Source organism: Mesorhizobium sp. LSHC420B00 (genome assembly GCF_000503055.1).
Lineage (GTDB): Bacteria > Pseudomonadota > Alphaproteobacteria > Rhizobiales > Rhizobiaceae > Mesorhizobium.
This window is the reverse complement of record NZ_AYVY01000004.1, coordinates 160,406-186,854: the sequence shown is the minus strand read 5'-3', so window position 1 is coordinate 186,854 and position 26,449 is coordinate 160,406. Positions and strand designations below refer to the sequence as shown.

General features: G+C 61.6%; 28 protein-coding genes and 1 pseudogene. 11 read left to right on the top strand and 18 right to left on the bottom strand.

Translation table 11 applies throughout. The annotated features are described in order from the left end of the window. Positions 1–116: 116 nt before the first annotated feature. The 3 genes and pseudogenes from X760_RS50070 to X760_RS50060 all read right to left on the bottom strand — a co-directional run bounded on the left by X760_RS50070 (position 117) and on the right by X760_RS50060 (position 3,179). Positions 117–563 carry an HPr kinase gene (locus X760_RS50070; RefSeq protein ID WP_023718279.1) on the bottom strand — a complete coding sequence of 149 codons (447 nt, stop codon included), beginning with the start codon at positions 561–563 and terminating at the stop codon, positions 117–119. A gap of 31 nt (positions 564–594) precedes the next feature. Next, positions 595–2,455: pseudogene (locus X760_RS50065) on the bottom strand (sensor histidine kinase). 22 nt (positions 2,456–2,477) lie between these two features. Continuing rightward, a complete protein-coding gene (locus X760_RS50060; RefSeq protein ID WP_023677547.1) occupies positions 2,478–3,179 on the bottom strand; it encodes a response regulator transcription factor in 702 nt (233 codons plus the stop codon). Positions 3,180–3,521: 342 nt separating this feature from the next. On the opposite strand from X760_RS50060, the gene X760_RS50055 reads away from it, so the two are divergent. The 3 genes from X760_RS50055 (at position 3,522) to X760_RS50045 (ending at position 6,388) form a co-directional block, all read left to right on the top strand. Further along, entirely contained in the window at positions 3,522–5,132 is a 1,611-nt protein-coding gene (locus X760_RS50055) for a phosphoenolpyruvate carboxykinase (RefSeq protein WP_023718278.1), read from the top strand. 69 nt (positions 5,133–5,201) lie between these two features. Then, positions 5,202–5,639 carry an alternative ribosome rescue aminoacyl-tRNA hydrolase ArfB gene (gene arfB, locus X760_RS50050; RefSeq protein WP_023718277.1) on the top strand — a complete coding sequence of 146 codons (438 nt, stop codon included), beginning with the start codon at positions 5,202–5,204 and terminating at the stop codon, positions 5,637–5,639. A 131-nt stretch (positions 5,640–5,770) separates the two neighbouring features. Further along, positions 5,771–6,388 carry an alpha-ketoglutarate-dependent dioxygenase AlkB gene (locus tag X760_RS50045; RefSeq protein ID WP_023718276.1) on the top strand — a complete coding sequence of 206 codons (618 nt, stop codon included), beginning with the start codon at positions 5,771–5,773 and terminating at the stop codon, positions 6,386–6,388. On the opposite strand, the gene X760_RS50040 is transcribed toward X760_RS50045, so the two are convergent. From X760_RS50040 to hisB, 15 genes are all read right to left on the bottom strand, one after another. Then, on the bottom strand, positions 6,351–7,736 hold the full coding sequence (locus X760_RS50040) for a hypothetical protein (protein WP_023718275.1): 1,386 nt from the start codon (positions 7,734–7,736) through the stop codon (positions 6,351–6,353). The genes X760_RS50045 and X760_RS50040 overlap by 38 nt on opposite strands. Before the next feature lie 306 nt (positions 7,737–8,042). Next, entirely contained in the window at positions 8,043–9,641 is a 1,599-nt protein-coding gene (locus tag X760_RS50035) for a hypothetical protein (RefSeq protein ID WP_023718274.1), read from the bottom strand. Between the two features lie 167 nt (positions 9,642–9,808). Continuing rightward, positions 9,809–11,383, bottom strand: coding sequence for a hypothetical protein (locus X760_RS50030; RefSeq protein ID WP_156948044.1), 1,575 nt, complete (start codon positions 11,381–11,383; stop codon positions 9,809–9,811). Beyond that, positions 11,373–11,768: a GtrA family protein gene (locus X760_RS50025; protein WP_023718272.1), complete on the bottom strand. Its 396-nt coding sequence runs from the start codon at positions 11,766–11,768 to the stop codon at positions 11,373–11,375. The genes X760_RS50030 and X760_RS50025 overlap by 11 nt, the downstream gene beginning before the upstream one ends. Before the next feature lie 7 nt (positions 11,769–11,775). Further along, positions 11,776–12,546: a class I SAM-dependent methyltransferase gene (locus X760_RS50020; RefSeq protein WP_023718271.1), complete on the bottom strand. Its 771-nt coding sequence runs from the start codon at positions 12,544–12,546 to the stop codon at positions 11,776–11,778. After that, positions 12,546–13,553, bottom strand: a complete 1,008-nt coding sequence (locus tag X760_RS50015; RefSeq protein ID WP_031193759.1) for a glycosyltransferase family 2 protein — start codon at positions 13,551–13,553, stop codon at positions 12,546–12,548. The genes X760_RS50020 and X760_RS50015 overlap by 1 nt, the downstream gene beginning before the upstream one ends. A gap of 76 nt (positions 13,554–13,629) precedes the next feature. Next, positions 13,630–14,589, bottom strand: coding sequence for a type I pantothenate kinase (gene coaA / locus X760_RS50010; protein ID WP_023718269.1), 960 nt, complete (start codon positions 14,587–14,589; stop codon positions 13,630–13,632). An 18-nt stretch (positions 14,590–14,607) separates the two neighbouring features. Continuing rightward, the gene (locus X760_RS50005; RefSeq protein ID WP_023718268.1) at positions 14,608–15,009 is read right to left on the bottom strand and encodes a phosphoribosyl-ATP diphosphatase; all 402 of its coding nucleotides are present in this window, start codon (positions 15,007–15,009) and stop codon (positions 14,608–14,610) included. A 36-nt stretch (positions 15,010–15,045) separates the two neighbouring features. Beyond that, positions 15,046–15,840, bottom strand: a complete 795-nt coding sequence (hisF, locus tag X760_RS50000) for an imidazole glycerol phosphate synthase subunit HisF (protein WP_023718267.1) — start codon at positions 15,838–15,840, stop codon at positions 15,046–15,048. Continuing rightward, positions 15,837–16,673: an arginase family protein gene (locus tag X760_RS49995; RefSeq protein WP_023718266.1), complete on the bottom strand. Its 837-nt coding sequence runs from the start codon at positions 16,671–16,673 to the stop codon at positions 15,837–15,839. The genes hisF and X760_RS49995 overlap by 4 nt, the downstream gene beginning before the upstream one ends. Further along, positions 16,670–17,419 carry a 1-(5-phosphoribosyl)-5-[(5-phosphoribosylamino)methylideneamino]imidazole-4-carboxamide isomerase gene (hisA, locus tag X760_RS49990; RefSeq protein WP_023718265.1) on the bottom strand — a complete coding sequence of 250 codons (750 nt, stop codon included), beginning with the start codon at positions 17,417–17,419 and terminating at the stop codon, positions 16,670–16,672. Before hisA ends, X760_RS49995 begins: the two co-directional genes overlap by 4 nt. Before the next feature lie 2 nt (positions 17,420–17,421). Then, complete coding sequence (locus tag X760_RS49985; RefSeq protein ID WP_023718264.1) at positions 17,422–17,712, bottom strand: DUF1330 domain-containing protein; 291 nt, start codon at positions 17,710–17,712, stop codon at positions 17,422–17,424. Positions 17,713–17,715: 3 nt separating this feature from the next. After that, on the bottom strand, positions 17,716–18,366 hold the full coding sequence (hisH, locus tag X760_RS49980; protein ID WP_023718263.1) for an imidazole glycerol phosphate synthase subunit HisH: 651 nt from the start codon (positions 18,364–18,366) through the stop codon (positions 17,716–17,718). Between the two features lies 1 nt (position 18,367). Then, positions 18,368–18,841 carry a DUF2628 domain-containing protein gene (locus tag X760_RS49975; RefSeq protein ID WP_023718262.1) on the bottom strand — a complete coding sequence of 158 codons (474 nt, stop codon included), beginning with the start codon at positions 18,839–18,841 and terminating at the stop codon, positions 18,368–18,370. A gap of 4 nt (positions 18,842–18,845) precedes the next feature. Then, positions 18,846–19,445: an imidazoleglycerol-phosphate dehydratase HisB gene (gene hisB / locus X760_RS49970; protein WP_023718261.1), complete on the bottom strand. Its 600-nt coding sequence runs from the start codon at positions 19,443–19,445 to the stop codon at positions 18,846–18,848. A gap of 225 nt (positions 19,446–19,670) precedes the next feature. Between hisB and hslV the strand changes: the two genes are divergently transcribed. From hslV to X760_RS49935, 8 genes are all read left to right on the top strand, one after another. Beyond that, complete coding sequence (gene hslV / locus X760_RS49965; RefSeq protein WP_023718260.1) at positions 19,671–20,222, top strand: ATP-dependent protease subunit HslV; 552 nt, start codon at positions 19,671–19,673, stop codon at positions 20,220–20,222. Further along, positions 20,212–20,754 (top strand): GNAT family N-acetyltransferase, encoded by a 543-nt coding sequence (locus X760_RS49960; protein WP_023718259.1) that lies wholly within the window; start codon positions 20,212–20,214, stop codon positions 20,752–20,754. Before hslV ends, X760_RS49960 begins: the two co-directional genes overlap by 11 nt. Positions 20,755–20,758: 4 nt before the next feature. Then, entirely contained in the window at positions 20,759–21,355 is a 597-nt protein-coding gene (locus X760_RS49955; protein ID WP_023718258.1) for a DUF2585 domain-containing protein, read from the top strand. 4 nt (positions 21,356–21,359) lie between these two features. Next, positions 21,360–22,673, top strand: coding sequence for an ATP-dependent protease ATPase subunit HslU (hslU, locus tag X760_RS49950; protein ID WP_023718257.1), 1,314 nt, complete (start codon positions 21,360–21,362; stop codon positions 22,671–22,673). A gap of 184 nt (positions 22,674–22,857) precedes the next feature. Beyond that, on the top strand, positions 22,858–23,817 hold the full coding sequence (locus tag X760_RS49945; RefSeq protein WP_023718256.1) for a DUF1402 family protein: 960 nt from the start codon (positions 22,858–22,860) through the stop codon (positions 23,815–23,817). A gap of 374 nt (positions 23,818–24,191) precedes the next feature. Then, positions 24,192–25,151, top strand: a complete 960-nt coding sequence (locus X760_RS49940; RefSeq protein ID WP_023718255.1) for an AraC family transcriptional regulator — start codon at positions 24,192–24,194, stop codon at positions 25,149–25,151. A gap of 186 nt (positions 25,152–25,337) precedes the next feature. Next, on the top strand, positions 25,338–25,703 hold the full coding sequence (locus X760_RS0137500; protein WP_023718254.1) for a putative quinol monooxygenase: 366 nt from the start codon (positions 25,338–25,340) through the stop codon (positions 25,701–25,703). Beyond that, the gene (locus X760_RS49935; protein ID WP_023718253.1) at positions 25,700–26,443 is read left to right on the top strand and encodes an SDR family oxidoreductase; all 744 of its coding nucleotides are present in this window, start codon (positions 25,700–25,702) and stop codon (positions 26,441–26,443) included. Before X760_RS0137500 ends, X760_RS49935 begins: the two co-directional genes overlap by 4 nt. Positions 26,444–26,449 lie beyond the last annotated feature (6 nt).

The window sequence follows — 26,449 nt, the reverse complement described above, 5'->3', positions numbered from 1 at the left end:
GCCGACCGTTCCAGGTGGCGGGAGCGCTATCTTGTCGACGCAAGGCCCGTTGACAAGCCCAAAATTGCGCCGGCCCAGACCAATTTGACGCATTGCAGCAAAAAATCCAAATCGGATCAAAGGAAAGGCGCAATCGACAGGCGCGACATCACTGCCGGCAAGGCCGCCGCGACATTGCGCCCGGCAAGATCGATGCGCGGCACTGGTACGCCGAAAACGAGTTCGCTGCAGTCTTCTTGGAAGCGGGCCATTTTGCCGGCTGGCACCAGCCGGATAATGAGGTCGATCACGCAGCTTGGCTCGAATGGTATCGGCTTGGGGCCGAATCCCGGCACCTCGACGAGGCCGGCTATGCTGACTGGTGCGCGGCAGACCAGCCGCCCCTCGCAATCGGCAGCATAGAGCTGGTCATCGCCGATCAGCCGCGAAAACAGCCCGCGCTGGCTGCAATGATCGATCAAGGCGAGCGCCAGCGTCGTTTTGCCCAAGCCGGACGGTCCGGTGATGAGAATGCCGCAATCACCTATCAGGATGGCGGTGCCGTGAATGTTTTCAGGCTGCACAATAGGACCAGGCGTGATTGGAATTCATCCGTCAGCCTTCGGCCGGCAGCGTCACCACGAAGCGGGCGCCCTTGATCTCGCCAGGCTTGGTGCCCGGGATGTTCTCGGCGCTCAACGTGCCGCCATGGGCTTCGACGATCTGCCGGGATATCGACAGGCCAAGGCCCGAGTTCTGGCCGAACGCCTCGCCGGCCGGCCGGTCGGTATAGAACCGCTCGAAAATGCGATCGATGTTGTCGGCCCGGATGCCGGGGCCATTGTCGTCGACGGTGACGATGTTGAACTTGCCGGCGCGCGCCAGCGATATGGTGATGTGGCCACGTTCTTCGGGAACGAACGAGCGGGCATTCTCGATCAGGTTGGTGATCACCTGGCCGATCCTCAGATCATGGCCGACGACGAAGTAGCCTTTCACGCCCTGCGGCAGTTTGGCGACCTTGAATTCGATCTCGACCGCCTTCTTGTTGCGTGTGGCCTCGCGCGAGACGGCGACCAGATCGGTGATGAACTTCTTCAGGTCGACAGTTCCCGCGTCTTCCCGCGCCAGTTCGGCATCGAGACGGGAGGCATCGGAAATATCGGTGATCAGGCGGTCCAGGCGCCTCACATCGTGCTGGATGATATCCATCAGCCGGCTGCGCGAATTGTCGTTCTTGGCCAGCGGCAATGTCTCCACCGCGCTGCGCAGCGAGGTGAGTGGGTTCTTCAATTCATGCGAGACATCCGCGGCAAAACTTTCGATCGCCTCAATGCGGGCGTAGAGCGCATTGGTCATGTCGCGCACGGCGATCGACAAATTGCCGATCTCGTCCTGGCGGTCGGAGAAGTCGGGAATTTCCTCGCGGTTCTTGACACCGCGGCGAACCCTGACCGCCGCCGCGGAAAGCCGGCGCAGCGGGTTGGCGATGGTGGAGGCCAGCAGCATCGACAGGATAGCGGTAACCAGCGCGGCGATGCCGAACACGCGCAGGATCGCCTTGCGCTCGGCCGCGACGATCTTGTCGATGTCGCCACCTTCGGTCGACAGCATCAGTACGCCGAGAACGGCACGGAAGCGCTGGATCGGCACCGCCACGGAAACGATCTGCTCGCCCTGCTCCGAGATCCGCACGATCGTCGACGGACTGCCGGTAAGCGCCTTGACCACTTCGGGAAACGCAGCACCGTTGCCGCCCGGCTGCTCGCGATAGACGGGCAGCTGCTTATTGCGGAAGAAATCGAAGACGAATTTCTGGATGCGCTCCAGAAGATCCGGCTGCTCCTCTTCGACCGGCGGCAGATCGTAGCGAAGGATCTGACCGCGCGAATAGAGATGGCGGGAATCGAGCAGCAGGTTGGCGTCGCGGTCGTAAATGCGGGCGCGCGTGCGCGTCGGCGAGATCAACCGCCTGAGCACCGGCGCCACGCGCTCCGGATTGATCGGGAAATCGAGATTGTCGAGCTGATCGGAGCCCGGGCCGAGGCTTTCGCCAGCCTGCAACTCAAGCAGCTTTTCCGGATCGATGCTGATCGAATCGGTCTCGACCGTCGCCGATNAGGCTTTCGCCAGCCTGCAACTCAAGCAGCTTTTCCGGATCGATGCTGATCGAATCGGTCTCGACCGTCGCCGATGCAGCAATCGCGCCGGCAATGATCTCGCCCTGGGTCATCAGGCTCTCGACACGGGCGTCGATCAGCCCGTCTCGAAAGGTGTTGAGGTAGAGAATGCCGGTGACCAGGACGGCCAGGCCGGCAAGATTGAGAAAGAGAATACGCCGCGTCAGGCTGGAAAAGATGTGATGGCCGAGAAACCGGCGCATCGGCACCGTGATTTTCGACACGAAGGCGGGCAGAATCCGCGGCGGGCGCCTGGCGGCGCCCGATCGTCTCACTCGCTCTACTTCCACTGCCATCGAATAGCAGCTCCCGCTCGACTCAAGCTTCGCGGAACCGATATCCGACTCCGTAAAGGGTTTCGATCATTTCGAAGTCATCATCGACGGCCTTGAACTTTTTGCGCAGCCGCTTGATGTGACTGTCGATGGTGCGGTCATCGACATAGACCTGCTCATCATAAGCCGAATCCATCAGCGCATCACGGCTTTTTACGACGCCTGGACGCTGGGCCAGCGAATGCAGGATGAGGAACTCGGTGACGGTAAGCGTCACCGGCTCGCCCTTCCAGGTGCAGGTGTGGCGCTCCTGGTCCATGACAAGCTGGCCGCGCTCAAGCGACCGAGCCTGCTGGTTGGGCGCCTTGGCGGCCGCCTCGCGGGTACTGGCGCGGCGCAGCACGGCGCGGACGCGCTCGACCAGAAGACGCTGCGAGAAGGGTTTGCGAATGAAGTCGTCGGCGCCCATCTTGAGGCCGAACAGTTCATCGATCTCGTCGTCCTTGGAGGTCAGGAAGATCACCGGCAGGTCGGATTTCTGGCGCATCCGGCGCAGCAGCTCCATGCCGTCCATGCGCGGCATCTTGATGTCGAGGATGGCGAGGTTCGGCGGGCGCGCCGCCAGTCCCTCCAGCGCCGACGCCCCATCCGTGTAGGTTTCAACCCGATAACCCTCGGATTCGAGGGCGATCGAAACCGAAGTCAGAATGTTGCGATCGTCGTCGACAAGCGCGATTGTTGCCATTTCAAGCGGCTCCTTCATGAGCTGTCCCTTCTTTCGTCGAGAAGGGGCTTTTGCAGGACAAATTAGGTACAAAATGTGGCATAGGCTTTATCCGCTGTCACGCGCGGCATGCCGGCGGCCACAATTGTACCTCGATATGGATTGGACGAATGAACATCGCCAATCCTTTGGGCAACCATCAGTGTTTTTGCACATATAAACGATTTAAACAACTTTCAAAATATTTAAATCGATTAATGATTTGATATCATTCGCCTTTTCTGGTTTTGACGTTTTTAGCTCCTGCAACGGGGGTTCCGGAATTCGCCGGTAAAGACGCGGTAAATCGAAGAAGGGACACCCATGTCGGAAGCCGGCAAACGCAATCCTGCATGTACAATCGATCGGATCGGCCTGAGAACCACGGGCGTGGTGCGCTATAATTTCGGCGCGGCCGCGCTCTACGAGGAGGCAATCCGCCGTGGCGAGGCCCGACTCACCGCGCATGGCGCGCTTGCCGCCGAAACCGGGCAGCACACCGGCCGCTCGCCCAGGGACAAATTCGTGGTGCGCGACGAAAGCACCGCGCCGCATGTATGGTGGGACAACAACAAAGCGATTTCGCCGGGGCAGTTCGATACGCTGCTTGCCGATTTTCGCGCCCATGCGGCTGGAAAGGACCTTTATGTGCAGGACCTGGTCGGCGGCGCCGACGAGGAGCTGAAGCTGCCGACCCGGGTGATCACGGAGCTTGCCTGGCACTCCTTGTTCATCCGCAATCTGCTCATCCGGCCGGCAGCCGCCGAACTCGAGCATTTCGTGCCCGATTTGACGGTCATCGACCTGCCGTCGTTCCGCGCCGATCCCGCCCGCCACGGCACGCGCGGCGAAACGGTGATCGCCGTCGATCTTTCGCGCATGATCGTGTTGATCGGCGGTACCTCCTATGCCGGCGAGATGAAGAAGTCGGTATTCACCGTGCTCAACTATCTGCTGCCGGCAAAAGGCGTGATGCCGATGCATTGCTCTGCCAATGAAGGACTCGCCGGCGACGCGGCCGTCTTCTTCGGCCTTTCCGGGACCGGCAAGACGACGTTGTCGGCCGACCCGTCGCGCACGCTGGTCGGCGATGACGAGCATGGCTGGGGACCGCACGGCATCTTCAATTTCGAAGGCGGCTGCTATGCCAAGACGATCAAGCTTTCGGCCGAAGCCGAGCCGGAGATCTTCGCCACCACCCAGCGCTTCGGCACGGTGCTGGAGAATGTCGCGCTCGACGCCGGTCGCGTGCCGGATTTCGACGATGGCGGGCTGACCGAAAACACACGCTGCGCCTACCCGCTCCACTTCATTCCGAACGCCAGCAAGACGGGGCGCACCAACCACCCGAAGAATATCATCATGCTGACCGCCGACGCGTTCGGCGTGATGCCGCCGATCGCGCGGCTGACCCCGGCGCAGGCGATGTACCATTTCCTCTCCGGCTATACCGCCAAGGTGGCGGGGACCGAGAAAGGCGTTACTGAACCCGAAGCGACATTTTCGACATGCTTCGGCGCACCGTTCATGCCGCGGCATCCGTCGGAATACGGCAATCTGCTGCGCGAGCTCATCGCCCGCCACGGCGTCGATTGCTGGCTGGTCAACACCGGCTGGACCGGCGGCGCTTACGGCACCGGCAAGCGGATGCCGATCAAGGCAACGCGGGCGCTGCTTGCGGCAGCACTCGACGGCTCGCTGAAAGCGGCCGACTTCCGGACCGACGCCAATTTCGGTTTCGACGTGCCGGTGACGGTTACCGGCGTCGACCGCGCCATTCTCGACCCGAGATCGACCTGGATCGACAAGCCCGCCTATGACCGGCAGGCGGCAAGGCTGGTTGGCATGTTCGTCGACAATTTCGAAAAGTTCGAGGCCCATGTCGACGCAACCGTGCTCGGCGCTGCACCACGCATGCAGGTAGCGGCTGAATAGCCGTCGCGCTTCAAGGCCCGGCTTCGATCGGGCCTTTTCTTTTTTCGCCTGCCGCGCCATGACTGCGGCATGAACGCCGACGAAAAAATCATCATCACCGACGATGCGGTGATTAATCCGGGCGACCTGCACGAGGACTTCATCCGTTCGTCCGGCCCGGGCGGCCAGAACGTCAACAAGGTGGCGACGGCGGTGCAATTGCGCTTCGATGCTGCCAATGCACCGGGCCTGTCGGAGCGTGTGCGCGAACGGACCATCAAGCTTGCCGGCCAGCGCGCCACCAAGGACGGCGTCATCGTCATCGAAGCCGGACGCTTCCGCACGCAGGAGCAGAACCGGGCGGACGCCCGGGCGCGGCTGACGGCACTGGTCGCCAAGGCCGCCGAACCGCCGCCACCGCCGCGCAAGAAGACAAGGCCGTCCAAGGGCGCGGTCGAAAGACGGCTGAAGAGCAAAGCCGGGCGCGGCTCGATCAAGAAAATGCGTGGCCGGGTCGAGGATGACTGACAGCCGAATCGGCTTCGGATCCCAGATCGCCGGTGTGAAGTGCGCAGCCACTGCCGGAGGCGGCTTTCGGGTCGCCGTTTTCGTTTGACGGTGGCATTCTGATTTTCCAGACCAACGGATCAAGCGACCCGATGCTCGTGCTGCCCAAAGGCGTCCGCCATATGCCTGGTTACCTGTCGCGCGCCATGCAGGAAGTGCTGGTGGAAGATATCAGGGAGGTCGCGCAGGAAGCCCCGCTGTTCGTGCCGGCGATGCCGCGTACCGGCAAGGAGATGAGCGTGCGCATGACCAATTGCGGCCCGCTGGGCTGGGTCACCGACAAGGAGCACGGCTATCGCTACCAGCCGACTCACCCGGTGACCGGAAGGCCATGGCCGCCGATCCCGGAGATGCTGCTCGAACTGTGGCGGGACGTATCTGCCTATGCGCACCCGCCGGAGGCCTGCCTGGTCAATTTCTATGCCCAGGATGCCAAGATGGGTCTTCACCAGGATCGCGACGAGAGCGATTTCTCCGCGCCTGTCGTCTCGGTCTCGCTCGGCGACGATTGCCTGTTCCGGGTCGGCCAGACGATGCGCGACGGCGCTACCAAATCGTTCAGATTGAAGAGCGGCGACGTCGTCGTGCTCGGCGGCGAAGGCCGCCTCTGCTTTCACGGCGTTGACCGCATCTACCCCTCGACCTCGGCATTGCTCAAGAACGGCGGCCGCATCAATCTGACGCTGCGTCGGGTGACGATGCCGAAATAGGCTGTTCGGGTGGCCGGTCGCCCGGCCGGACATAATCGTCGCGCAGATAGATGCGCTCGGTCTCGTCCTCGACGAGAATGCGGTAGTGCGCCAGGATGCCGTCAAAGCCAAAACGCTCCGTCAGTTGGCTTGTCCAAGGGCCATCATCTTTCCTGATAACTTTCGTAGAGATAATGATATCAGGGCGCAGACGCTCAAATTCTTGGCGTTTGCTTTCAGCGTAACGCTCCATGATCATCTCGTAATGCGTGGCTCGGGCGACGTCACGCGAAAGCGTGGCTTGCCGGGACAGAGCCATTGCAAACGCTCCAAGCCAGTCATTGGGATCGGCCGAAACGAACTGGCCGCCGATCATGCGGCTTAGTGGATGTCCAGTGTCTATATCTGGACTGATCAAGGCGACGTTTGGTCGATCGGTCGCGGCGCGTATCACGGCGACCAACACCGCGCCTGGCTTCTGAGTGCCCCAGTTCGGTAAGAAGGCAGCCACAATCGCCAGCGACACCAAGGCTCGCGGGGGAGCCGCCAGGCGGGAGAGCAGCCCTGCCGATTGCCGCTCGCTTCTCGGCAAGGCCAGCAAGCAAAGACTGGCCGCTACAGCGTAAAAAATCGATGGGTAGGCATGATAAGTCCAGCCTTTGTCCTGGTAGAACAGCGGGAACAAGCCGGCAATAGATGCTGCCAGCGCTACGGCAGCCAGTTCTGGGAAATGGCCGACCGGCCACGACCACCATACTAGGAACACGAGGAGAAGCCAGATAGACCCATAGTACACCATTCTAGGCACGGAGGCGCTGCCCTTCGCATAAACATCCACCAGCAGTGGATAGACGTCGCGCAGGAATTCCGGACTGATCAGGGTGACCGCTGCAAGGTAGGCGATGCAAACCCCGCCAATCACCCAGTGTTCCAGGGCGAACACCGGTCTTAGACTGCGCTGATGCGCTGCAACGAGCAGCGCCGGCGCCAGCACCATGATCGCATAGTAAGGCTTGATCAGCAGGAGCACCCCGCCAGAAAGGCCGGCCAGCGCTGCGAGACCTGAGCTTGGTTGCGTCGTTGCCTCTCTTCGCGCTCGCCAGGCATGCAACGCTAGCAGTGGCATGAGCAGCGCGACACCGATGTGCTCGCGCTCGCTGAAGACGTTACCCGGGAAGATCACCAGCATGGCGTAGAAGGCGGGGCCTAGCGCAAACAGCGACGGCGTTTCGGCGAAACCGGCGCGCTTGACGATCGCACCGGAGAATGAAAGTCCGATCAGTGCGGCCAGGTAGGTCCAAGCCTGGACCATGATCTCGGGCGCAATCCCAGCATCCTTGCCGCAGCCACCGGCGGCAAATAGAGCCATACGCTGAATGGAGGGTTGGTCTCGTGGATCTGCGAGTAAAGCCGCTCACCGGAGAGCATACGCTCGCATACGGTGATCAGCCAACTCGTATCCGGAACGGTGCCCCAACGTTGCTGGAAGACAACCGAAACGACGGTGAGCACAGCAATCACAAGAACATTGCGGCTAGGAAGCAGCGACGCCGCAACATCCTGGCCGCGCCACCGGCTCAAGCTGTCAATGTCGTTCGAGACGCTCATGATGTTGCACCGAGGCTCTCGAGCTCGAGCCATACGTCGTCCAGCGGAGCGATTGGATCCAGCCGCGTCATGGTTTTTCCGAGGCCTTGCTCAATTCGGGTGGCCGGTCGCCCGACCGGACATAATCGTCGCGCAGATAGATGCGCTCGGTCTCGTCCTCGACGAGAATGCGGTAGTGCGCCAGGATGGCGTCAAAGCCAAAACGCTCTGTCAGTTGGCTTGTCCACATCGCGTTGTTTTTCTTGAAGACAATGATATCCGGGCGCAGACGCGCGAATTCTTTGCGTTTGCTTTCGACGTAACGCGCCATGATGGCCTGGTAACGCGTGGCTTCAGCGGTATCACCGGAAAGGGCTGCCTGCCGGGACAGGGAAAGCGCGAACACTCCGAGCCAATCGCTGACATGGGTCGAAACGAACTGCCCATCGATCATGCGGGTCAACGGATGTCCCGAGGACATATCCGAACTGATCAACGCAATAGTAGGCCGATCGGTCGCGGCGCGAATGGCGGCAACCAGCGCCGGCCCCGGTTTCTGGGTGCTCCAGTATGGCAAGAAAGCGATTGCCACCCCCGCCAGTGCCCAAGCTCGCGAAGGCGCCGTCACGAACGCCAACAGCTTCGACGGCTGCCGCACGATCCTGGGCACTGCCAGCAGGCACAAAATGGCTGCCACGGCGCAAAAGATCGCGGGATAGGCATGATAAGACCAGCCTTTCGCTTGGTAGAACAGGGGAAACATGCCGGCGATCGATGCAGCCAGCGCTACCGCCGCCAGCTCTGGAAACCGCCCGGCCGGCCACAGCCACCAAATCAGGAAGACGAGGAAACACCACGCGAAACCGTGGCCGATCACGATGGGCCAAAAGATGCCGAGCTTTCCATAAACATCCGCCAAGAGGGGATAGATGTCGCGCAGGAATTCCGGATGGATCAGCGTGACCGCGCCGAGATAGACAATGCAGATGCCGCCAATGACCCAGTGTTCCAGGGCGAAGATCGATTTCAGGCTGCGCCGGCGCACTGCAACGACCAGCGCTGGCGCCAACACCATGATCGCATAGTAGGGCTTGACCAGCAGCAAAATGCTGCCCGACAGGCCGGCGAGTACGGCGATCCCCGGGCCTGGTTGGGCGGCTGCATCTCTGCGCGCACGCCAGGCGTGAAGCGCAAGCAGCGGCATGAAAAGCGCCATGCCGATATGCTCTCGCTCGCTGAAGGCGTTGCCGGGGAAGATCACCAGCATTGCGCAAAACGCTGGCCCCAGTGCAAACAGTGATGCAGTTTCGGTGAAACCCCCGCGCTTGACGATCACGCCCGAGAGCGAAAGTCCGATAAGCACGGCAAGGTATGTCCAGGCCTCAACCAGGATTTCCGGGGCGGCGCCCAGCAATCTGGCCACAGCCACTGGCGGCAGATAGAGCCATACGCTGAATGGAGGGTTGGTCTCGTGGATCTGCGAGTAAAGCCGCTCACCGGAGAGCATCCGCTCGCATACCGTGATCAGCCAGCTAGTATCGGGAACAGTCCCCCAACGCCGCTGCCAGACGATGGAGAACACGGTGACTGCGGCAATGGCCAGGACATTGCGGCTAGGAAGCAGCGCCGCCGCGATATTCCGGCCGCGCCACCGGCTCAAGCCGTCAATGTCGTTCGAGACGCTCATGATGTTGCACCGAGGCTCTCGAGCTCGAGCCATACGTCGTCCAGCGGAGCGATTGGATCCAGCCGTGCCNGCTCATGATGTTGCACCGAGGCTCTCGAGCTCGAGCCATACGTCGTCCAGCGGAGCGATTGGATCCAGCCGTGCCATGGTCTTCCGGGAGCCTCTGCTCAATTGGTTTGGAGCGGCGCAGGCGCCGTGTAACGCAGATAGACAGTGATTTCCGGCTCGTGGTGCAGCAGACGATAGTCGGCCAAGGCGGCTCCGATCCGCTTGTCCTGCAGCATCAGGGCTGTCCGCGCGGGCGAGCCTGACAGCACGACATCGGGCTTCTTCGCTGATATCTCGGCGGCGTATTCGCCGATCACCCGATCGCGGATGCTTTCAAGTTCCCGTCTCCGTTCGAGATCGCCGGTGGCGCGGGCGAGCGTGTCAGCGTTGGAGACCGCCCAGGCGCTCGGATGGCGTGATATGAACCTGCCGTCGACCAGCCTGGCGAGGGGATGGGCAACCTGCATCCGGTCGGCGATCGACATGATGGTCGGGGTTTCGACCGTTGCGCGGATCGCGGCGACAGAGCGCCCGATCGGGCCGTTGTCCGTCGTCAGCGCCGCGTACTGTGCCCTGACCGCTAGTTGCAGCACCAGCACGCAGCCGAAGATCAGGGCGGCCTTGCGAATGAAGCCTGCACTGCGGAATGTGCCGAACCGCAGAAGCTGGATGCCAAATGCAAGTGTTGCAACAACGACCATCGCCAGGGCGTGATTGGGCCAACCCTTGCCCATGACGATGAAGGCCGGAATGAACCCCAGTGCGGTCAGAAGCGGAATCCTGACGTCCCAGTTCGTCTGCCTCAGGCCGCCGGCCGCAAGCACGGTAGCGGCGGCCAGAAGCAGCACCACTTTCGGCCAGTTCGCCAGCATATCGGCGGTAGAGGCCCTCAACGGAAGATAGACCTCGCTGACCAAGGGCAGGACTTCGCTTAAATAAGCACGGTCGAAGAGCGCGATGGACGCGACATAGGCGGCCACGATCGTAGCGCCAAGCAGGTTCTCCACGACGAAGAGCGGTTTCAGCGACCGCCTTTCAACCGCAAGACAGAGTGACGGCAACATGAAGGCCAGCGCAAAATAGGGCGGCTTGACCATGACCACGATCGCCGCGCCGAAGCCCGCGACCATGTGCTCCAGGCGCGAGCCGGCGCTGAAATCCGGGTTCCGCTGACGTGTGCATTGCAACGCCACCCAAGGCAGAATGGCAATCAACGCGAAGTGCTCGCGTTGGCCGAATTGATCCGGCATGAAACAGAGAACCCAGCCCAGGGCCGCCGCTGCTGCCCAGAACGCATGGGGCTGCCGGTAAACCGGTTCATCGCGCGCGAGAATGCGGACAGAAACGAAAAGACTGGCCAGGCTCAGGCAAACGACACCAAGCGTCAGCCAGAATTCCGCACGTATGCCGGTGAGCTTTTCCAGGAGCATGAACGGCATGTAGAGCCAGATCGAGAAAGGTGGGTTGGTCTCCATGATGTCGGTGTTGAGCCGCTCTCCGCCAAGCAGCCGATCACAGACGACCAGAAGCCATGACACGTCGACATTGGTCGGTATCGCAATTGTTGTCAGCCAGACGGCGTATATGACGACCAGGCAGGCCAGCAGCAACGGGGCGCCCGCCACGCCCGCAAACGGCGAGAAACGGTTGGCACCGGGCAGCAGTTCACTGAGGGATCGCGCGCTAGAGACCACGAAACACCCAGCGTCCGAGGACGACATAGTTGATGACCGGCACGGCAATGCAGGTAAGCAGGATCGGGACTGCGGCAGGGACGCCGAGCATCTGGGTCAAAAGCCCCGGCAGGGCGATTGCGACAGCGAGGCCGGAAGCGGTGAGCAGGAGAAAGCGGGGCAGTTCCATCGCGTGGCTGCCGCCCGAGGTGAAGGTGAAATATTTATGCCCGGTGTAAGAAAACAGCGCGGCAACGGCGTAGGCCGCAAACGATGTGAGCGCCGCCGGCAGGGCCGCCGTCGCCTGCCCACGCGACAGCAGGAGAGCACAAACGGCATAGATCAGCGTCGACGCAATGCCAATTAGCGCAAAGCGCGATAGTCGACGATACGAACCGGTGCCCATTGCGCGGTCAAGCTGCCAATTTCTCGTCGAGGCGACCGGTTTCGACGGCGTCGTCCTTGCGGAATACCGCCAGCAGCGAAACACCGAAGGGCAGGCTTGCATTTGGTATGATGCGGCCTTCCGCCGAAAACACTGCCTTCATCGCCGCATTCAGTGGTTTCGACGGCGTTGCATGGCCGGCTGGCAAGGCGGGCTTGCGCAACCTATCCACCAGCCGTGCCAGTGCCGCTACAGGAAAGAGTGCGGCATTTGTGTAGCTCAGCCGGTCGATCCTGAAACCAGCCCTTTCAATTCGTTCACGCAGCAGATTGCGTGAATAGCGCCGCATATGATGCAGCCCCACATCATGCGTGCTCCACAACCATTGGTGTGCGGGCACCGTAAGGATGACGCTGCCGGCTGGTTTCAGCATCTGGCGGATCGCGGCAAGCGATGCCTCGTCTTCGGCGACATGTTCCAGCACGTCGAACAGGCAAACCAGGTCGCAGCTTTGCGGCGTGACAGGAATGTTGTCCGGCAGATGTCCGGCAAGGAAGTCGCGGCCGGTCTTTTCCCAGGCAATCCTGCGTGCGAGATCGCTCATCTCGACTGCCGTCACGGTGCCGAACTGCTCCAGCATCCGGATGTTGCCGCCGGTGCCGGCGCCGATCTCGACGATGCGCGCCTTTTCGGGCAGGTCGATGCTGCGAATGACCGCCTCTGCGATGGCGCGACGCCCGCAGAACCACCAATGCTCGTCTTCGGTGGCGGCCATCTGTCGGTAGGCGTCGAGCTCCATTAGCTCATTCCCTCATATTTGCGGCGCACAATGTAGATCGGACGCTGCTTGATCTCGGCGTAGACCCTGCCGAGGTATTGTCCGATGATGCCGATGCCGAGCAACTGGATGCCGCCAAGAAAAAGAACGCTGACCAGCAGCGAGGCGTAGCCGGGCACATCAACGCCAAAGATCATTGTCTTGGCGACGATCAGCAGGCCGTAGAGGAACGACAGCGCGGAAATCGTCGCGCCGACATAGGTCCAGATTTCAAGCGGAGCGGTGGAGAAGCTGGTGATGCCTTCGAGCGCGAAGTTCCACAGCTTCCAGCCGGAGAATTTCGACTGGCCGGCGATCCGCTGATCGCGGACATATTCGACGCTTGCGGTGCGGAACCCGACCCAGGCGAACAGGCCCTTCATGAAACGACGGCGTTCGGGCAAAGACCGCAGCGCCTGGATGACCTGACGGTCGATCAAACGGAAGTCGCCGACATCGTGCGGGATCTTCTGCTGCGCGATCCAGTTGTGAACGCGGTAGAACATCGAGGCGGAGCGCTGCTTGAGAAAGCTGTCGCTCGACCGGTTGGCTCGCTTGGCAAGAACAACCTCGAACCCCTCGCGCCACTTTTCCACAAGCAAGGGGATGACATGCGGCGGATCCTGCATATCGACGTCCATCGGGATCGCGGCATCGGCATCGCAGCTGTCGAGGCCCGCGGTCATCGCGGCTTCCTTGCCGAAATTGCGTGAAAGGTCGATTATGTGGATGCGAGGGTCTGCTTGTTGGGCTTCGATCAGCTTTTCGAGCGTCGTATCGCTGCTGCCGTCGTTGACGAAGATGAACTCGAGGGCAACGCCATTGTCCTTCAGCGGAGCGGTGCTTTCGCACACCGCCTTCAGGAACGGGGCAATCGCGCCTTCCTCATTGTGGACCGGCACGATCAGGGCAATCGTGGCGGCGCCGCTGCCCGGATGTGCGACGCGGTCCGCTGCCGGCCGATCAATATTTAGGAATGGCGCATTCATTGTTTGCCGAGCCCGCAGATCAGGCCTGACAATAGGAAGACGGGGTTAAGATGACTTTAAGGAATGAATCGGGATTTCACAGTTTTCGGAGCGCCACTTCCTCGACCAGATGATTGGCGCCCTTGCGCAGGATGAGATCGGCGCGGGCGCGGGTCGGCAATATATTCTCGCGCAAGTTCTTCAGGTTGATGTTGGTCCACAGGCCCTCGGCGATGGCGCGGGCCGCATCCTCGGAAAGTTGCGAATAGCGGTGGAAGAAGGAGGCTGGGTCGCGGAAGGCGGTTTCGCGCAGCCGCATGAAGCGGGCGATATACCAGTGATGGATAAGCGCCTCCTCGGCATCGATATAGATGGCGAAGTCGAAGAAATCTGACAGGAAAGGCACGATCTTGCCGTCCTTCGGCAGCTTGCCAGGTTGCAGGACATTGATGCCCTCGAAGATCAGGATGTCCGGCCTGTCGATGGTCTGGAACTCGCCCGGGATAACGTCATAGGTCAGGTGCGAATAGACCGGCGCGCGGACGTTGCGCTGCGCCGATTTGATGCCGGACAGGAAACGCAGCAGCGCGCCGACGTCGTAGCTGTCGGGAAAGCCCTTGCGCTCCATCAGATTGTTGCGGCGCAGGACTTCGTTCGGCAGCAGGAAACCGTCGGTGGTGACCAGATCGACCTTGGGACTCGACGGCCAGCGCGCCAGCAGCTCCTTTAGCACGCGCGCCGTGGTCGATTTGCCAACCGCCACGGAACCGGCAATGCCGATGATGAACGGTGTCTTGGCCACGTCCAGCGCGTTGAAAAAAACCTGGCGTTGCCTGAACAGGAGTTGACTGGCTTCGACATGGGCCGACAACAGCCGCGACATCGAAAGGTAGATGCGCTCGACCTCGTGGAGATCGACCGGATCGTTCAGCGACCGCAGACGACGGACCTCGTCCTCGGTGAGCGTCATCGGCGTATCGGCGCGGAACCGCGACCATTGCTCCGCCGAGAAGAACCGATAGGGTGAATACTTCTCGGTAGGAGCGAGCTGGTCCATCGAGTTCCTCCGCAGCGATCAGCCCCGGTCCAGCCGAGACGCCTTTTCGGCGATGCCCGAACGACCGGTGCGGCGTTCAAGCTCGTTGAGCACATCGCTCAGCGGAATGTCCGCTATGCCGAGANCGATGCCCGAACGACCGGTGCGGCGTTCAAGCTCGTTGAGCACATCGCTCAGCGGAATGTCCGCTATGCCGAGAACGACAAGCCAATGATAGATGAGATCGGCGCTTTCCGAAACAAGCGCGTCCCGGTCGGCGCTGACGGCTGCGATCACCGTTTCGACCGCCTCTTCGCCGAGTTTCTGCGCTGCCTTGCTCATGCCGCGCTGAAAGAGCTTGGCCGTCCACGAATCCGGATCGCCGGAACGTGCGCGTTCGCCAATGATCTTCTCCAGATCGGAGAGTGAGAACTCGGTCATAACGGCGTTTACAGCCTCTTTTTAGCCGGAAAGGCTCTAGGACCGATTACCCGGCGAGTCCAGCCGCATCGGCAGTCCGGCCTGAGCCATATGCATCTTGGCTTCGGCGATGCTGTAGGTGCCGAAATGGAAGATCGAGGCTGCCAGCACCGCGCCCGCATGGCCGTCGCGAATGCCTTCGACCATGTGATCGAGCGTGCCGACGCCACCGGAAGCGATGACCGGCACGCGTACGGCGTCGGCGACCGCGCGGGTAAGCGCTATGTCGTAGCCGGCCTTGGTGCCGTCGCGGTCCATCGACGTCAACAGGATCTCGCCGGCGCCGAGATCGACGATCCGCCGAGCGAACTCGACGGCATCGATGCCGGTCTTCTCGCGGCCGCCATGGGTGAAGATCTCCCAGCGATCAGCCTCGCCCGCAGCGGACACTTTCTTGGCGTCGATGGCGACGACGATGCACTGGTTGCCAAACTTGTCGGCAGCCTCGGCGACAAAATTTGGGGTTTTCACCGCCGCCGTATTGATCGACACCTTGTCGGCGCCGGCCAGAAGCAGCTTCCTGATGTCGGCGACCTGGCGGACGCCACCACCGACAGTCAGCGGCATGAAACATTGTTCGGCCGTTCGGGTAATGACATCGAAGATGGTCTCGCGGTTTTCCGACGAGGCAGTGATGTCGAGAAAGCAGAGCTCGTCGGCGCCGGCCGCGTCATAGGCTTTTGCCGCTTCGACGGGATCGCCGGCATCGACCAGGTCGACGAAATTGACGCCCTTGACGACGCGACCGTTCTTGACGTCGAGACAGGGGATGACGCGGGCTTTCAGCATCAGATCCTCTCGATCGCCGCAAGAAAGTCGACAAGCAGCTGGCCGACGACGGACGGAACCTCGGACTGGGAATCAAAGGCCGGATCGTAGGCCGAGAGCGTCACGCCCACGATCGGGATGGATCTGGCCAGCCCGCAGGCAAGCTGCCGCAGCTGTTCCGGACTCGGACCGCCCGGATGCGTGTAGCGGTTCACCTGCAGCACATCCGGATCGAGGACATCCAGGTCCAGATGCAGATGTCCCCGAACAGCCCCTGCCGCTGTGAGCTTTCCCACCATATCGAGCGCACCGGCACATTCGGCGCGCACGATCGGCAAAGTTTCCAGCAGGCGCTTTTCGTCGGGATCGAGGTCGCGGGCATCGACCAGCATGCAGTGCGCCGGGTCCATCGGCCGGAATCCCGGAATTGCTGCCGCCATCGGACGCCAGCAGAGCCCGAGTGTCGCCGCCAGCGCCATGCCGTCGAGAAAGCCGTAGGCGGACGTCTCTGGCGTGTTGAGATCGCCATGCTGATCGATCCAGATAATCGAATCCGCGTCTTCACCGGCAACCGCACCGGCGGCGGTCAGGCAATTTCCAGCAAGGACAATGGGGAAGCCTCCTCCGTCGCGGGCGAGGCCGACCTTGGCCGCGACGGCGTTGCAGACGGCGAAGCCGGTTGCGATTTCGCGCCCCTGCTCGTCTCCCACCTTGCCGATATCTTCGACGGCGACGTCATGGCCGGCCACGGTCAGAGCTTCGACGAGCCCACCGCCGATGATGGCGTCCGGCCCCTGGCCGCACCCTTCATGATGGTGCCCGCTGTCATAGGGGGCGAGGATAATCGAGACTTTCATGATGACGCCCCTGCCATCGGTTTGCCACGCAGGATCGCCAGTGCCTCGGCCGGGTCGATGCGGCCGTCGTAGAGCGCGCGGCCGGAGATCGCGCCTTCGAGCTTCCGCGCATCGGGCATGGTCATGCGCACAATGTCGGCGATCGAGGCGAGCCCGCCCGAGGCGATGACCGGGATCGAAACCGCCTCGGCGAGATCGATGGTGGCGTCCCAGTTGATGCCGGTCAGCACCCCGTCTCGATCAATGTCGGTGTAGATGATGGCAGCAACGCCGGCGCCCTCGAATTTCCTCGCCAGTTCGATGACGCCGAGGCTCGAGGCCTCCGCCCAGCCTTCGACCGCGACCTTGCCGCCCTTGGCGTCGATGCCGACGGCGATCTTGCCCGGGAATGCCTTGCAAGCCTGCCTGACCAGATCCGGATCGCGCACCGCCACAGTGCCAAGAATGACGCGGGCCAGCCCACGGTCGAGCCAGTCCTCGATCTGCGCCAGAGTGCGGATGCCGCCGCCGAGCTGCACCGGGTTGTTCGTCGCCTTGAGGATGGCGCCGACTGCCGCGCTGTTGACGCTCTGGCCCTTGAAGGCGCCGTTGAGGTCGACGACGTGCAGCCATTCGAAGCCCTGCTCTTCGAAGGCGCGCGCCTGAGCGGCGGGATCGTCATTGTAGACCGTCGCGGTCGCCATGTCGCCATGCTTGAGGCGCACGCATTTGCCGTCCTTGAGGTCTATCGCCGGAAACAGGATCACCTTCAGGCGCCTTCGACGATGACAAAGTGGCCGGTCGAGCCGGCGAGCCTGTACTTCAAGGCCTCCTGGTATTCAGGCGAGCCGTAGCAGGCGATCGCCGTCTCGTAGGATTCGAATTCCACCAGCACGTGGCGATTGCCTGTCGGCCCTTCCGGGCTGGTATACTGTCCGGCGCGCACGGGAAACTTCGCGCCGTATTTCGCAAAAGCCGCGGCATTGGCCTCGATGTACTGCTTGTAGACCTCGGGGTCGCGGACATCGACCATCGCCATCCAATAGCCCTTCTTGCTCATGACCTAGGGCCTCCATTGCAGGAAGTTGGTGATCAAAGCGAGGCCGAGCGCCTGGCTCTTCTCGGGGTGGAATTGCGTTCCGGCGAGATTGCCGCGGGCGACAGCGGCCGTCACCGGGCCACCGTAGTCGGCGACCGCCAGCACCTCGTCCTCCTTCCGTGCATCGAGATGGTAGGAGTGGACGAAGTAGGCGTGCAGCCCCTTCCCGCCCGTCGCAATGCCGGAAAACAGCGGATGCTTGCGCTTCAGGTCAATCGTGTTCCAGCCGATCTGCGGGATCTTCAGTGTCGGATCGGCCGGCGTGATCTCCTTGACGTCGCCGGCGATCCAGCCAAACCCTTTCGTAACCGTTTTCTCCAAGCCTCGCTCCGACATCAGCTGCATGCCGACGCAGATGCCTAGGAACGGCCGTCCCTTGACGATCGCGACCTCCTCGACCGCTTCCCACATGCCGGCCACAGCGCGCAGTCCAGCGGCGCAATCGGCATAGGCGCCAACGCCGGGCAGGACGATGCGGTCGGCGGTCCTGACCCGCTCGGCATCGGCTGTGAGTTCAATCGCGGCGGCAATGCCGGCTTCATGAGCGGCACGCTCGAGGGCCTTGGTGGCCGAGCGCAGATTGCCCGACCCGTAATCGATGATCGCGACCCGCATCTCAGCGCCTTCCCGGAATATGGGTCAGCCCCAGTGCCATGCCCATCGGCGTCGGCCGGGCAAGTGCTGCGTCCGGGACGATGCGCTGTGCGGGGGACCGTGCATTCGAATCCGCATCGGTTTCCAACGCGTAGCGAATGTCGGCATCGTCGAGCCTGTCGGCCTCGACGACACCCCATTCACGCCAGCCACGGCGGCGCAGTGCTGCGATCCGCAGGGCCTGCCCTTCCAGTCCGACAAAGAGCATGACAAGGAGGGACAAAAGCGAGCCTGCGCTTTCCAGGCCCAGGCTTTCGCCCAGCATCGAAAGCAGGCCCATGGCGACAAAGGCCAATGCCGCCTCGACCCACAGCCGGTGCCAGGCCAGCCACAGCGGCGGCAATAGGAAGCCGAGCCAGGCAAAGCCGTCACGGACAAAGGTGGTGTCCACCCTTTCGCTGCGGCCTGGCGGTTCCATCGCGACATAGATGGCCATGGCGCTACCCTTTCAGGGATCCCTTGGTGGAGGGAACCGCGTCCGGCTGGCGCGGGTCGCGCTCGAGCGCCGAACGCAGCGCACGCGCCACGGCCTTGAAGCAGGTCTCGGCAATGTGGTGGTTGTTGGCGCCGTAATGATTGGTGACATGCAGCGTGATGCCGGCATTCTGCGCCAGCGCGTGGAAGAATTCGCGCACCAGCTCGGTGTCGAACGTACCGATCTTCGGCGATGAGAACGAAACATTCCAGACCAGAAAAGGCCGGCCGGAGACGTCGATCGCCGCCCGCGTCAGCGTCTCGTCCATGGCGAGATCGATCGAAGCATAGCGCATGATGCCGCGCCGCTCGCCCAATGCCTTGGCCAGCGCCTGCCCAAGCGCGATACCAGTATCCTCGACCGTGTGGTGGTCGTCTATGTGCAGGTCGCCCTTGGCCTTCACCGTCATGTCGATCAGCGAATGGCGCGATAACTGGTCCAGCATATGGTCGAAGAAGCCGACGCCCGTCGAAATGTCGGATTTGCCCGAGCCGTCGACCTGAACCGACACGGAGATGTCGGTTTCCTTGGTCTTGCGGCTTATCTCGGCGGAACGGGGCACCATGACCTCATCCTTGTCTCAGATTTGCACGATTCAGGCGTTCACATGCCTGAAAACGAAAGCCTTCTAGCAGCATGATCCGGCGATTGCCAGTTACCGCTGCGGAGCACTATCCGGCCCGGTGGATGGCCGGTTTGCAATCGTCTGGCCTATGCATACATATGGCCGATCAAGTCACTCGTAACGCGCCAATCGCCTTGATGGGATCGGTGCTGACCGGAGCAGAAAATGTCTAATGAACTGACCATGCATGCCACGACCATCCTAACCGTGCGCAAGGGCGGCAAAGTGGTGATCGCCGGCGACGGCCAGGTCAGCCTCGGCCAGACCATCATGAAGGGCAACGCCAAGAAGGTGCGCCGCATCGGCAAGGGCGGCAACGTCATTGCCGGCTTCGCCGGCGCCACCGCCGATGCCTTCACGCTGCTGGAGCGGCTCGAAGCCAAGCTCGAACAATATCCTGACCAGCTGACACGCGCCTGCGTCGAGCTCGCCAAGGACTGGCGCACCGACCGCTATTTGCGCCGGCTGGAAGCAATGATGCTGGTGGCCGACAGGTCGGTGTCGCTGGCGCTGACCGGCACCGGCGACGTGCTGGAGCCCGAATTTGGCGTGATGGCCATCGGCTCCGGCGGCAACTACGCGCTGGCCGCGGCCCGCGCCCTGATGGATACCGATAAGGACGCCGAGGAGATCGCCCGCAAGGCGATGCAGATCGCGTCCGACATTTGCGTCTACACCAACAACAGCTTCGTCGTCGAAACCCTCGATGCCGCCTGAGCGGAGCCTCCGCTACGGTTTTCGGCCGGTGACCGAGAGGGACCTGCCGATGATCGCCGGCTGGCTTGCCGAGCCGCATGTCGCCGAATGGTGGAACGACCCAGAGACCGAGATCGCGGAGATCCGCGAGCATATCAACAGCATTTCGGTCGAGCCGCTGATTATCGAGCTCGACGGCAAACCCATCGGCTATTTGCAGAGCTACGATCCGCATCTGGAGGACGGTCATCCCTATAGCGACCAGCCGTTCGGCACGCTCGGCATCGATCTGTCGATCGGCGTGCCGGAGCTTGTCGGGACCGGCCACGGCTCGGCGATCGTCCGGCAGTTCGTCGAGCAGCTTTTCGAGGAAGGTGCGCCGCGCGTCATCATCGACCCGGACCCGGCCAATGCACGGGCTATCCGTGCCTATGAAAAAGCCGGTTTCAGGGCTATCGATCGCAGGAAGTCGGAATATGGCGATGCCGTGCTGATGGCGATTGATGCCCCAGAGGGTGATGCCGAACAGGGTGACGCAGAAGAGGGGCAATAGCAGCATGAGCGTATCCAGCGACAAAACCGTCTCGGCCTACGAAGACAGTTGGCGAATGGGGCTTCTGTTGGTTCTCGGTCTGGTCATATTCCAGGCAGGGGTCCTCTACGGCATGGGGCGGACGCCGATTTGCACCTGCGGCTACGTCAAGCTGTGGCACGGCATCGTGCAGAGCTCCGAGAATTCCCAGCATATCTCCGACTGGTACAGCTTCTCGCACATCATTCACGGCTTCCTGTTCTATGCGCTGGCGTGGTTTCTTTTCCCGCGCTCGCCGATCGGGCTCAGGCTGGCCTTTGCGGTGGTGATAGAGGGCGGCTGGGAGCTGCTCGAGAACAGCCCTTTCATCATCGATCGCTATCGCGCCGGCACGATCTCGCTCGACTATTATGGCGACAGCGTCATCAATTCGGTGTCGGACACGCTGGCCATGGTGCTGGGGTTTGTCATGGCGCGAAGGCTTCCTATATGGGTGATCGTAACCCTCGCCCTCATCTTCGAATTCGGTGTCGGCTATCTCATCCGGGACAATCTGACACTCAACGTGATCATGCTGCTGCATCCGTTCGAGTCCATTCGGCAGTGGCAAAGTGGAATTTAGTGACATGAGCACCTTCTCTCCCCGCGAAATCGTTTCGGAACTCGACCGCTTCATCATCGGCCAGAAAGACGCCAAGCGTGCCGTGGCGATTGCCTTGCGCAACCGCTGGCGCCGCCAGCAGCTCGAGGGCCAGATGCGTGAAGAGGTGATGCCGAAGAACATCCTGATGATCGGCCCGACCGGTGTCGGCAAGACCGAGATTTCTCGCCGCTTGGCGCGCCTTGCCGGTGCGCCTTTCGTCAAGGTCGAAGCCACCAAGTTTACGGAGGTCGGCTATGTCGGCCGCGATGTCGAGCAGATCATCCGCGATCTGGTCGAGATCGCCATCGGGCTGGTGCGCGAGAAGATGCGTGAGGACGTCGAGGCGCGTGCCCACATCAACGCCGAGGAAAGGGTGCTTGAAGCGCTCGTCGGCAAGACGGCGAGTCCGGCCACCCGTGACAGTTTCCGCAAGAAGCTGCGCGACGGCGAGCTTGACGACAAGGAGATCGAGATCGAAGTGGCCGATACCGGCAATGGCGGCATGCCCGGCTTCGAGATCCCCGGCATGCCGGGCGCCAATATCGGCGTGCTCAACATCAACGACATGCTGTCGAAAGCGATGGGCGGCAAGAAAACCAAGATGCGCAAGACGACCGTTAAAGAGTCCTACGGGCTGTTGATCAGCGACGAGTCCGACAAGTTGCTCGACCAGGACGAGGTGGTGCGCAGGGCACTCGAATCGACCGAGAATGACGGCATTGTCTTCCTCGACGAGATCGACAAGATCGCCTCGCGCGAAGGCGGCATCGGTGCCGGTGTTTCGCGCGAGGGCGTGCAGCGCGACCTGCTGCCGCTGGTCGAAGGCACCACGGTTGCGACCAAATACGGACCGGTGAAGACCGACCACATCCTGTTCATCGCTTCAGGTGCGTTCCACGTCGCCAAGCCATCCGACTTGCTGCCGGAATTGCAGGGCCGCCTGCCGATCCGTGTCGAGCTGCGGGCGCTGGAGAAGGACGATTTCGTCCGCATCCTCACCGAGACCGAAGCCAGCCTGATCAAGCAGTATATCGCACTGATGAAGACCGAGGGAGTCGACCTGGTCTTCACCGATGACGCGATCGACTCGTTGGCCGGCATCGCTGTTGACCTCAACGCCAGCGTCGAGAACATCGGCGCCAGGCGGCTGCAGACGGTGATGGAACGGGTGCTGGACGAGATCTCCTATGACGCACCGGACCGCAACGGCACCTCCGTGACCGTCGATGCCGCCTATGTGGAGAAGCATGTCGGCGACCTCTCCAGAAACACGGATTTGTCGCGTTTCATCCTGTAGGAGACGCTTCATCCTCAAAGAGGCCGGGGAATTGCTCCCGGTCTCCGCCAAATTCAGCCCGGCATTTCCGATGTGTGGCCAAATGGAAGCATCCGGCGAGCTTTCGTCCCGTCGGGTGCAGGCGTCTCTCGACTCCCGTTGGAGCATTACCTAGTTTGCCCGGCGACTATTTGGGCGGCGGCGCATGAAAAAACTGATCCTCGTCATTCTCGGGCTGACGCTGGCGGCAGCCATGTTCGCCGCGCAAGCGGCAACCATGGTGCCGCCCGGCAACCGCAACACCGAGCAGCCCGACATACCGGGCGCATCCAGCCGGCGCACCCAGGCGACCAACACCACCTTCCAGGCGAAATACCGCAAAGTGTTTGCGCTGCTCCAGAACGATGCCGAGCTGCGTGGCAAGATCATGCAGGCAGCCGCGGCCTATGGCATCGACCCGATGCATATCGTCGGCGCCATCGTCGGCGAGCACACCTACAATGTCGATGCCTACGACCGGCTGCAGACCTACTACGTCAAGGCGATCTCGTATCTGTCGAGCAAACTCTCCTTCGCCTATGAAGGCGAAGACATCACCGATTTCGTGCAACGGCCGCAATTTGCCAAGTGCGCGGGCAAATCGGACAGTTACGAACTCTGGGAATGCCGCGAGCAGGTGTGGAACCGGTCGTTCCGCGGCAAGACCGTCAACGGCGAGAGCTTTCCCAACGACCGCTTCGGCGCGACTTTCTTCCAGCCCTATTATGCCGGCCAGACTTTTGGTCTTGGCCAGCTCAATCCGCTGACGGCACTGCAGATGAGCGATCTCGTGCACAAGGTTTCCGGCCTGCCGGAGCTCGACGTCGGCGACCCGAACGCGGTCTACAAGACCATCATGGATCCTGACCTGACACTGCCTTATGTCGCGGCAACGATCCGGAAGTCGATCGACGCCTATAAAAGCATTGCCGGCTTCGACATCTCAGGCAATCCCGGCATCACGTCGACCCTCTACAATGTCGGCAATCCGGAACAGCGTGCCTATGCGCTGAAGGCGGAGAACGACAAGCGCCGCGCTGCGGGCGAGCCGGAAAAGCTGCCTGAGGAAAATTACTATGGCTGGCTGGTCAACGACAAATTGCCGGAGCTGAAGGCGCTGTTTTAGCAGTGAAGGTCTGCGGTGGAGCCTGCGCCAGGAAATCGCCTATCTGCTTGAACTCTGTGGCTTCGAACCCGTCGATCTTTTCAAGGGATCGCCCCGGCTGGGGAACAGCTTTTGGGTCGCGCGCGCGATCTGATGGGCAGCAAGGGGCGGATATTGTTGAAAAAAGTCCGGCGCATCCCTAAGCGAACGCCGCCAGCAGAATCCCATTTCCTTTGTCAGATCTCTTGCGGAATCTGGATCCGCAATAGGTCTCCCTTCGGTTGCCCACTAAGAGAGGTAACGGGATGCATAAGCGTATGCGAAGTTGGGGCAAAGGAGTGCAGATGAGTGATCCGCTTAGGTCCATTGATCGGCCCGGTCTAGGGCGTGCAACGATGAGCTACCAGCCGGCCGAGAATGATTTGTTGAGCGAGGTGCTGCGCGATCTACGCCTTGCCCATGCGAGATATGGCCGCAGCGAGTTGACGGCGCCCTGGGGCATCGCCGTGCCGTTCAGGGAGGGCGTACGTTTTCATGCGATGCTCGATGGTCATTGCTGGATACAAGCCAAGGGCTTGCCGCCGCTGCTGCTCGAAAACGGCGATGTGCTTCTTCTTCCCCACGGAACAGAGCACACTATGTCCGATCGGCCAAAACGGCGAACCTTGCCGCTCGCCGATGTCAAACCCGCGTTGATCGGGAACGGAACTTACGAGTTGAAGTCTGGCGGCGGCGGCGCGCGATCGTTGATCGCATGCTGTACGATCGGCTTTGAGGGCCCGACAGCAAATCCGCTGCTGGAACTGCTACCTTCTGTGATGCACATCCGGCATGCCGAGCATGGCGATACTGACCTACCAAGCCTCATTGCGATGATGGCGCGCGAGGCTGAAGCGCAAAGAATCGGCTCTGCAACGATAATGGCGCGCCTCGCCGATATTGTCATGACGCAAGTAATCAGAACCTGGGTCGAGACATGTTCGGACGACCTGACTGGTTGGCTGGCGGCCGTGCAGGATCCACAAATCGGGTCGGCGCTTGCAAGAATCCATCGCTCCCCTGGGGAAGACTGGCCAGTCGATCGCCTGGCTGCATTGTCCGGGCTGTCGCGATCGAGGTTCTCGCAGCGGTTCAAGAGCCTGTTGTCGGTATCCCCCGCCCGCTATCTCCTGCAATGGAGGCTTCGGCTGGCGGCATCCTGGTTGCGTAACGGATATATGTCGCAGTCACAGATCGCATCGGAGTTGGGATATGACTCCGATGCGTCCTTCAGCAGGGCGTTCAAACGCTTCATGGGTGTCTCACCCGGCGCTATCCGAGATTCAGGGCTGCGTGTGAGCGGAACAGAGTCCTGATCGGGTTCATGCGAGGCTGTTTCGACCAGCCGCAGATACGCTCCTGTTGCGACCGCGTGTAATACGGAAATACGCGCGACAAACGGTCAAATATTCAGTCGTTTCTGCCATAGCAACGCCATACCAGCATCTGCCAATTTCAATGGCCGCAACCACTTCGGTCGGCCGTTCCGGCAGGAGTACCACATGGCGCTGACGTTGCCTGATCTTCCTCGACCAACCGCTGGCGAAGACACGCCCTATTGCGTTATCGCTAAGCATCGCGCCACTCCCGGCCAAGGCTCCGCGCTTGTCGCACGTATGCTTAAAGATCTCCAAGCGACGAGATCGGAAGCCAGCTGTCTTCAATTCCACATCCATCGAGATCGGACCGACCCCGATCTCATCGTTATCTACGAGGTCTGGCGCAGTATCGATGCACTCAAGAGCCACTTCGGCGAAGCCTATGTCCAGAGCTTCGTCGTAGATGCTGGTGAGCTCGAACCGGGCGACATGGAGACGCAGTGGCTGGAGATGCTGAGTCCGTATGCCAGCGGCAGAGATCCAGGATGAACGGTGACGAGCAGCCTCTTTCGAATCAGCGTGTCGTGATCGTCGGCGGGACAAGCGGCATGGGCATGGGCGCGGCCCGCGCAGCCTCTCAAGCAGGCGCCGAGGTCATTGCGCTCGGGCGGCGCCCTTCAGCGAGAATGGCTGTAGAGGAAAGCGTCCACGGTTCGATCACGTTCCAGTCGCTGGACATGACCGATGATACAGCGGTCGAGCAGATGTTCGAAACACTAGGGACGCTCGACCACCTTCTTATCACCGCGACCCCGCCGAGTCCGGGAGGTCCCTTCCTCTCCCAGACGATGGCCGACGCGCGGGCCGTTCTGCACGGCAAGCTCTTGGGCAGTTGGTCTTGCGCGCGGCACGCAGCGCCTAGGATGCCGAAAGGTGGTTCGATCACATTCACGACCGGTGGCTTGGTGACCAAGCCTCGCATGGGCGCATCGATGATGATGGTCGCCTTTGCTGGTCTGGAGGCGCTGACGCGAGCCCTTGCGCTCGAACTCGGTCCGATCCGCGTCAACACAATCCGACCGGGCGTCATAGCCAGCGAAATGTGGGCCGGCATGCCGCAGGCGAAGCGCGCGGCGTTTTTCGCGCTGGTGCGTCAGCGCTTCCCGGCAGGACGCGTCGGAAAAGTCGACGATATCGGCAAGGCCGCACTTTTCCTGATGACCAATGACTTCGTGACCGGCGCCGTTATCGAAGTTTCCGGTGGTGAAACGCTGGTCAGCATCGAATGACGGAGA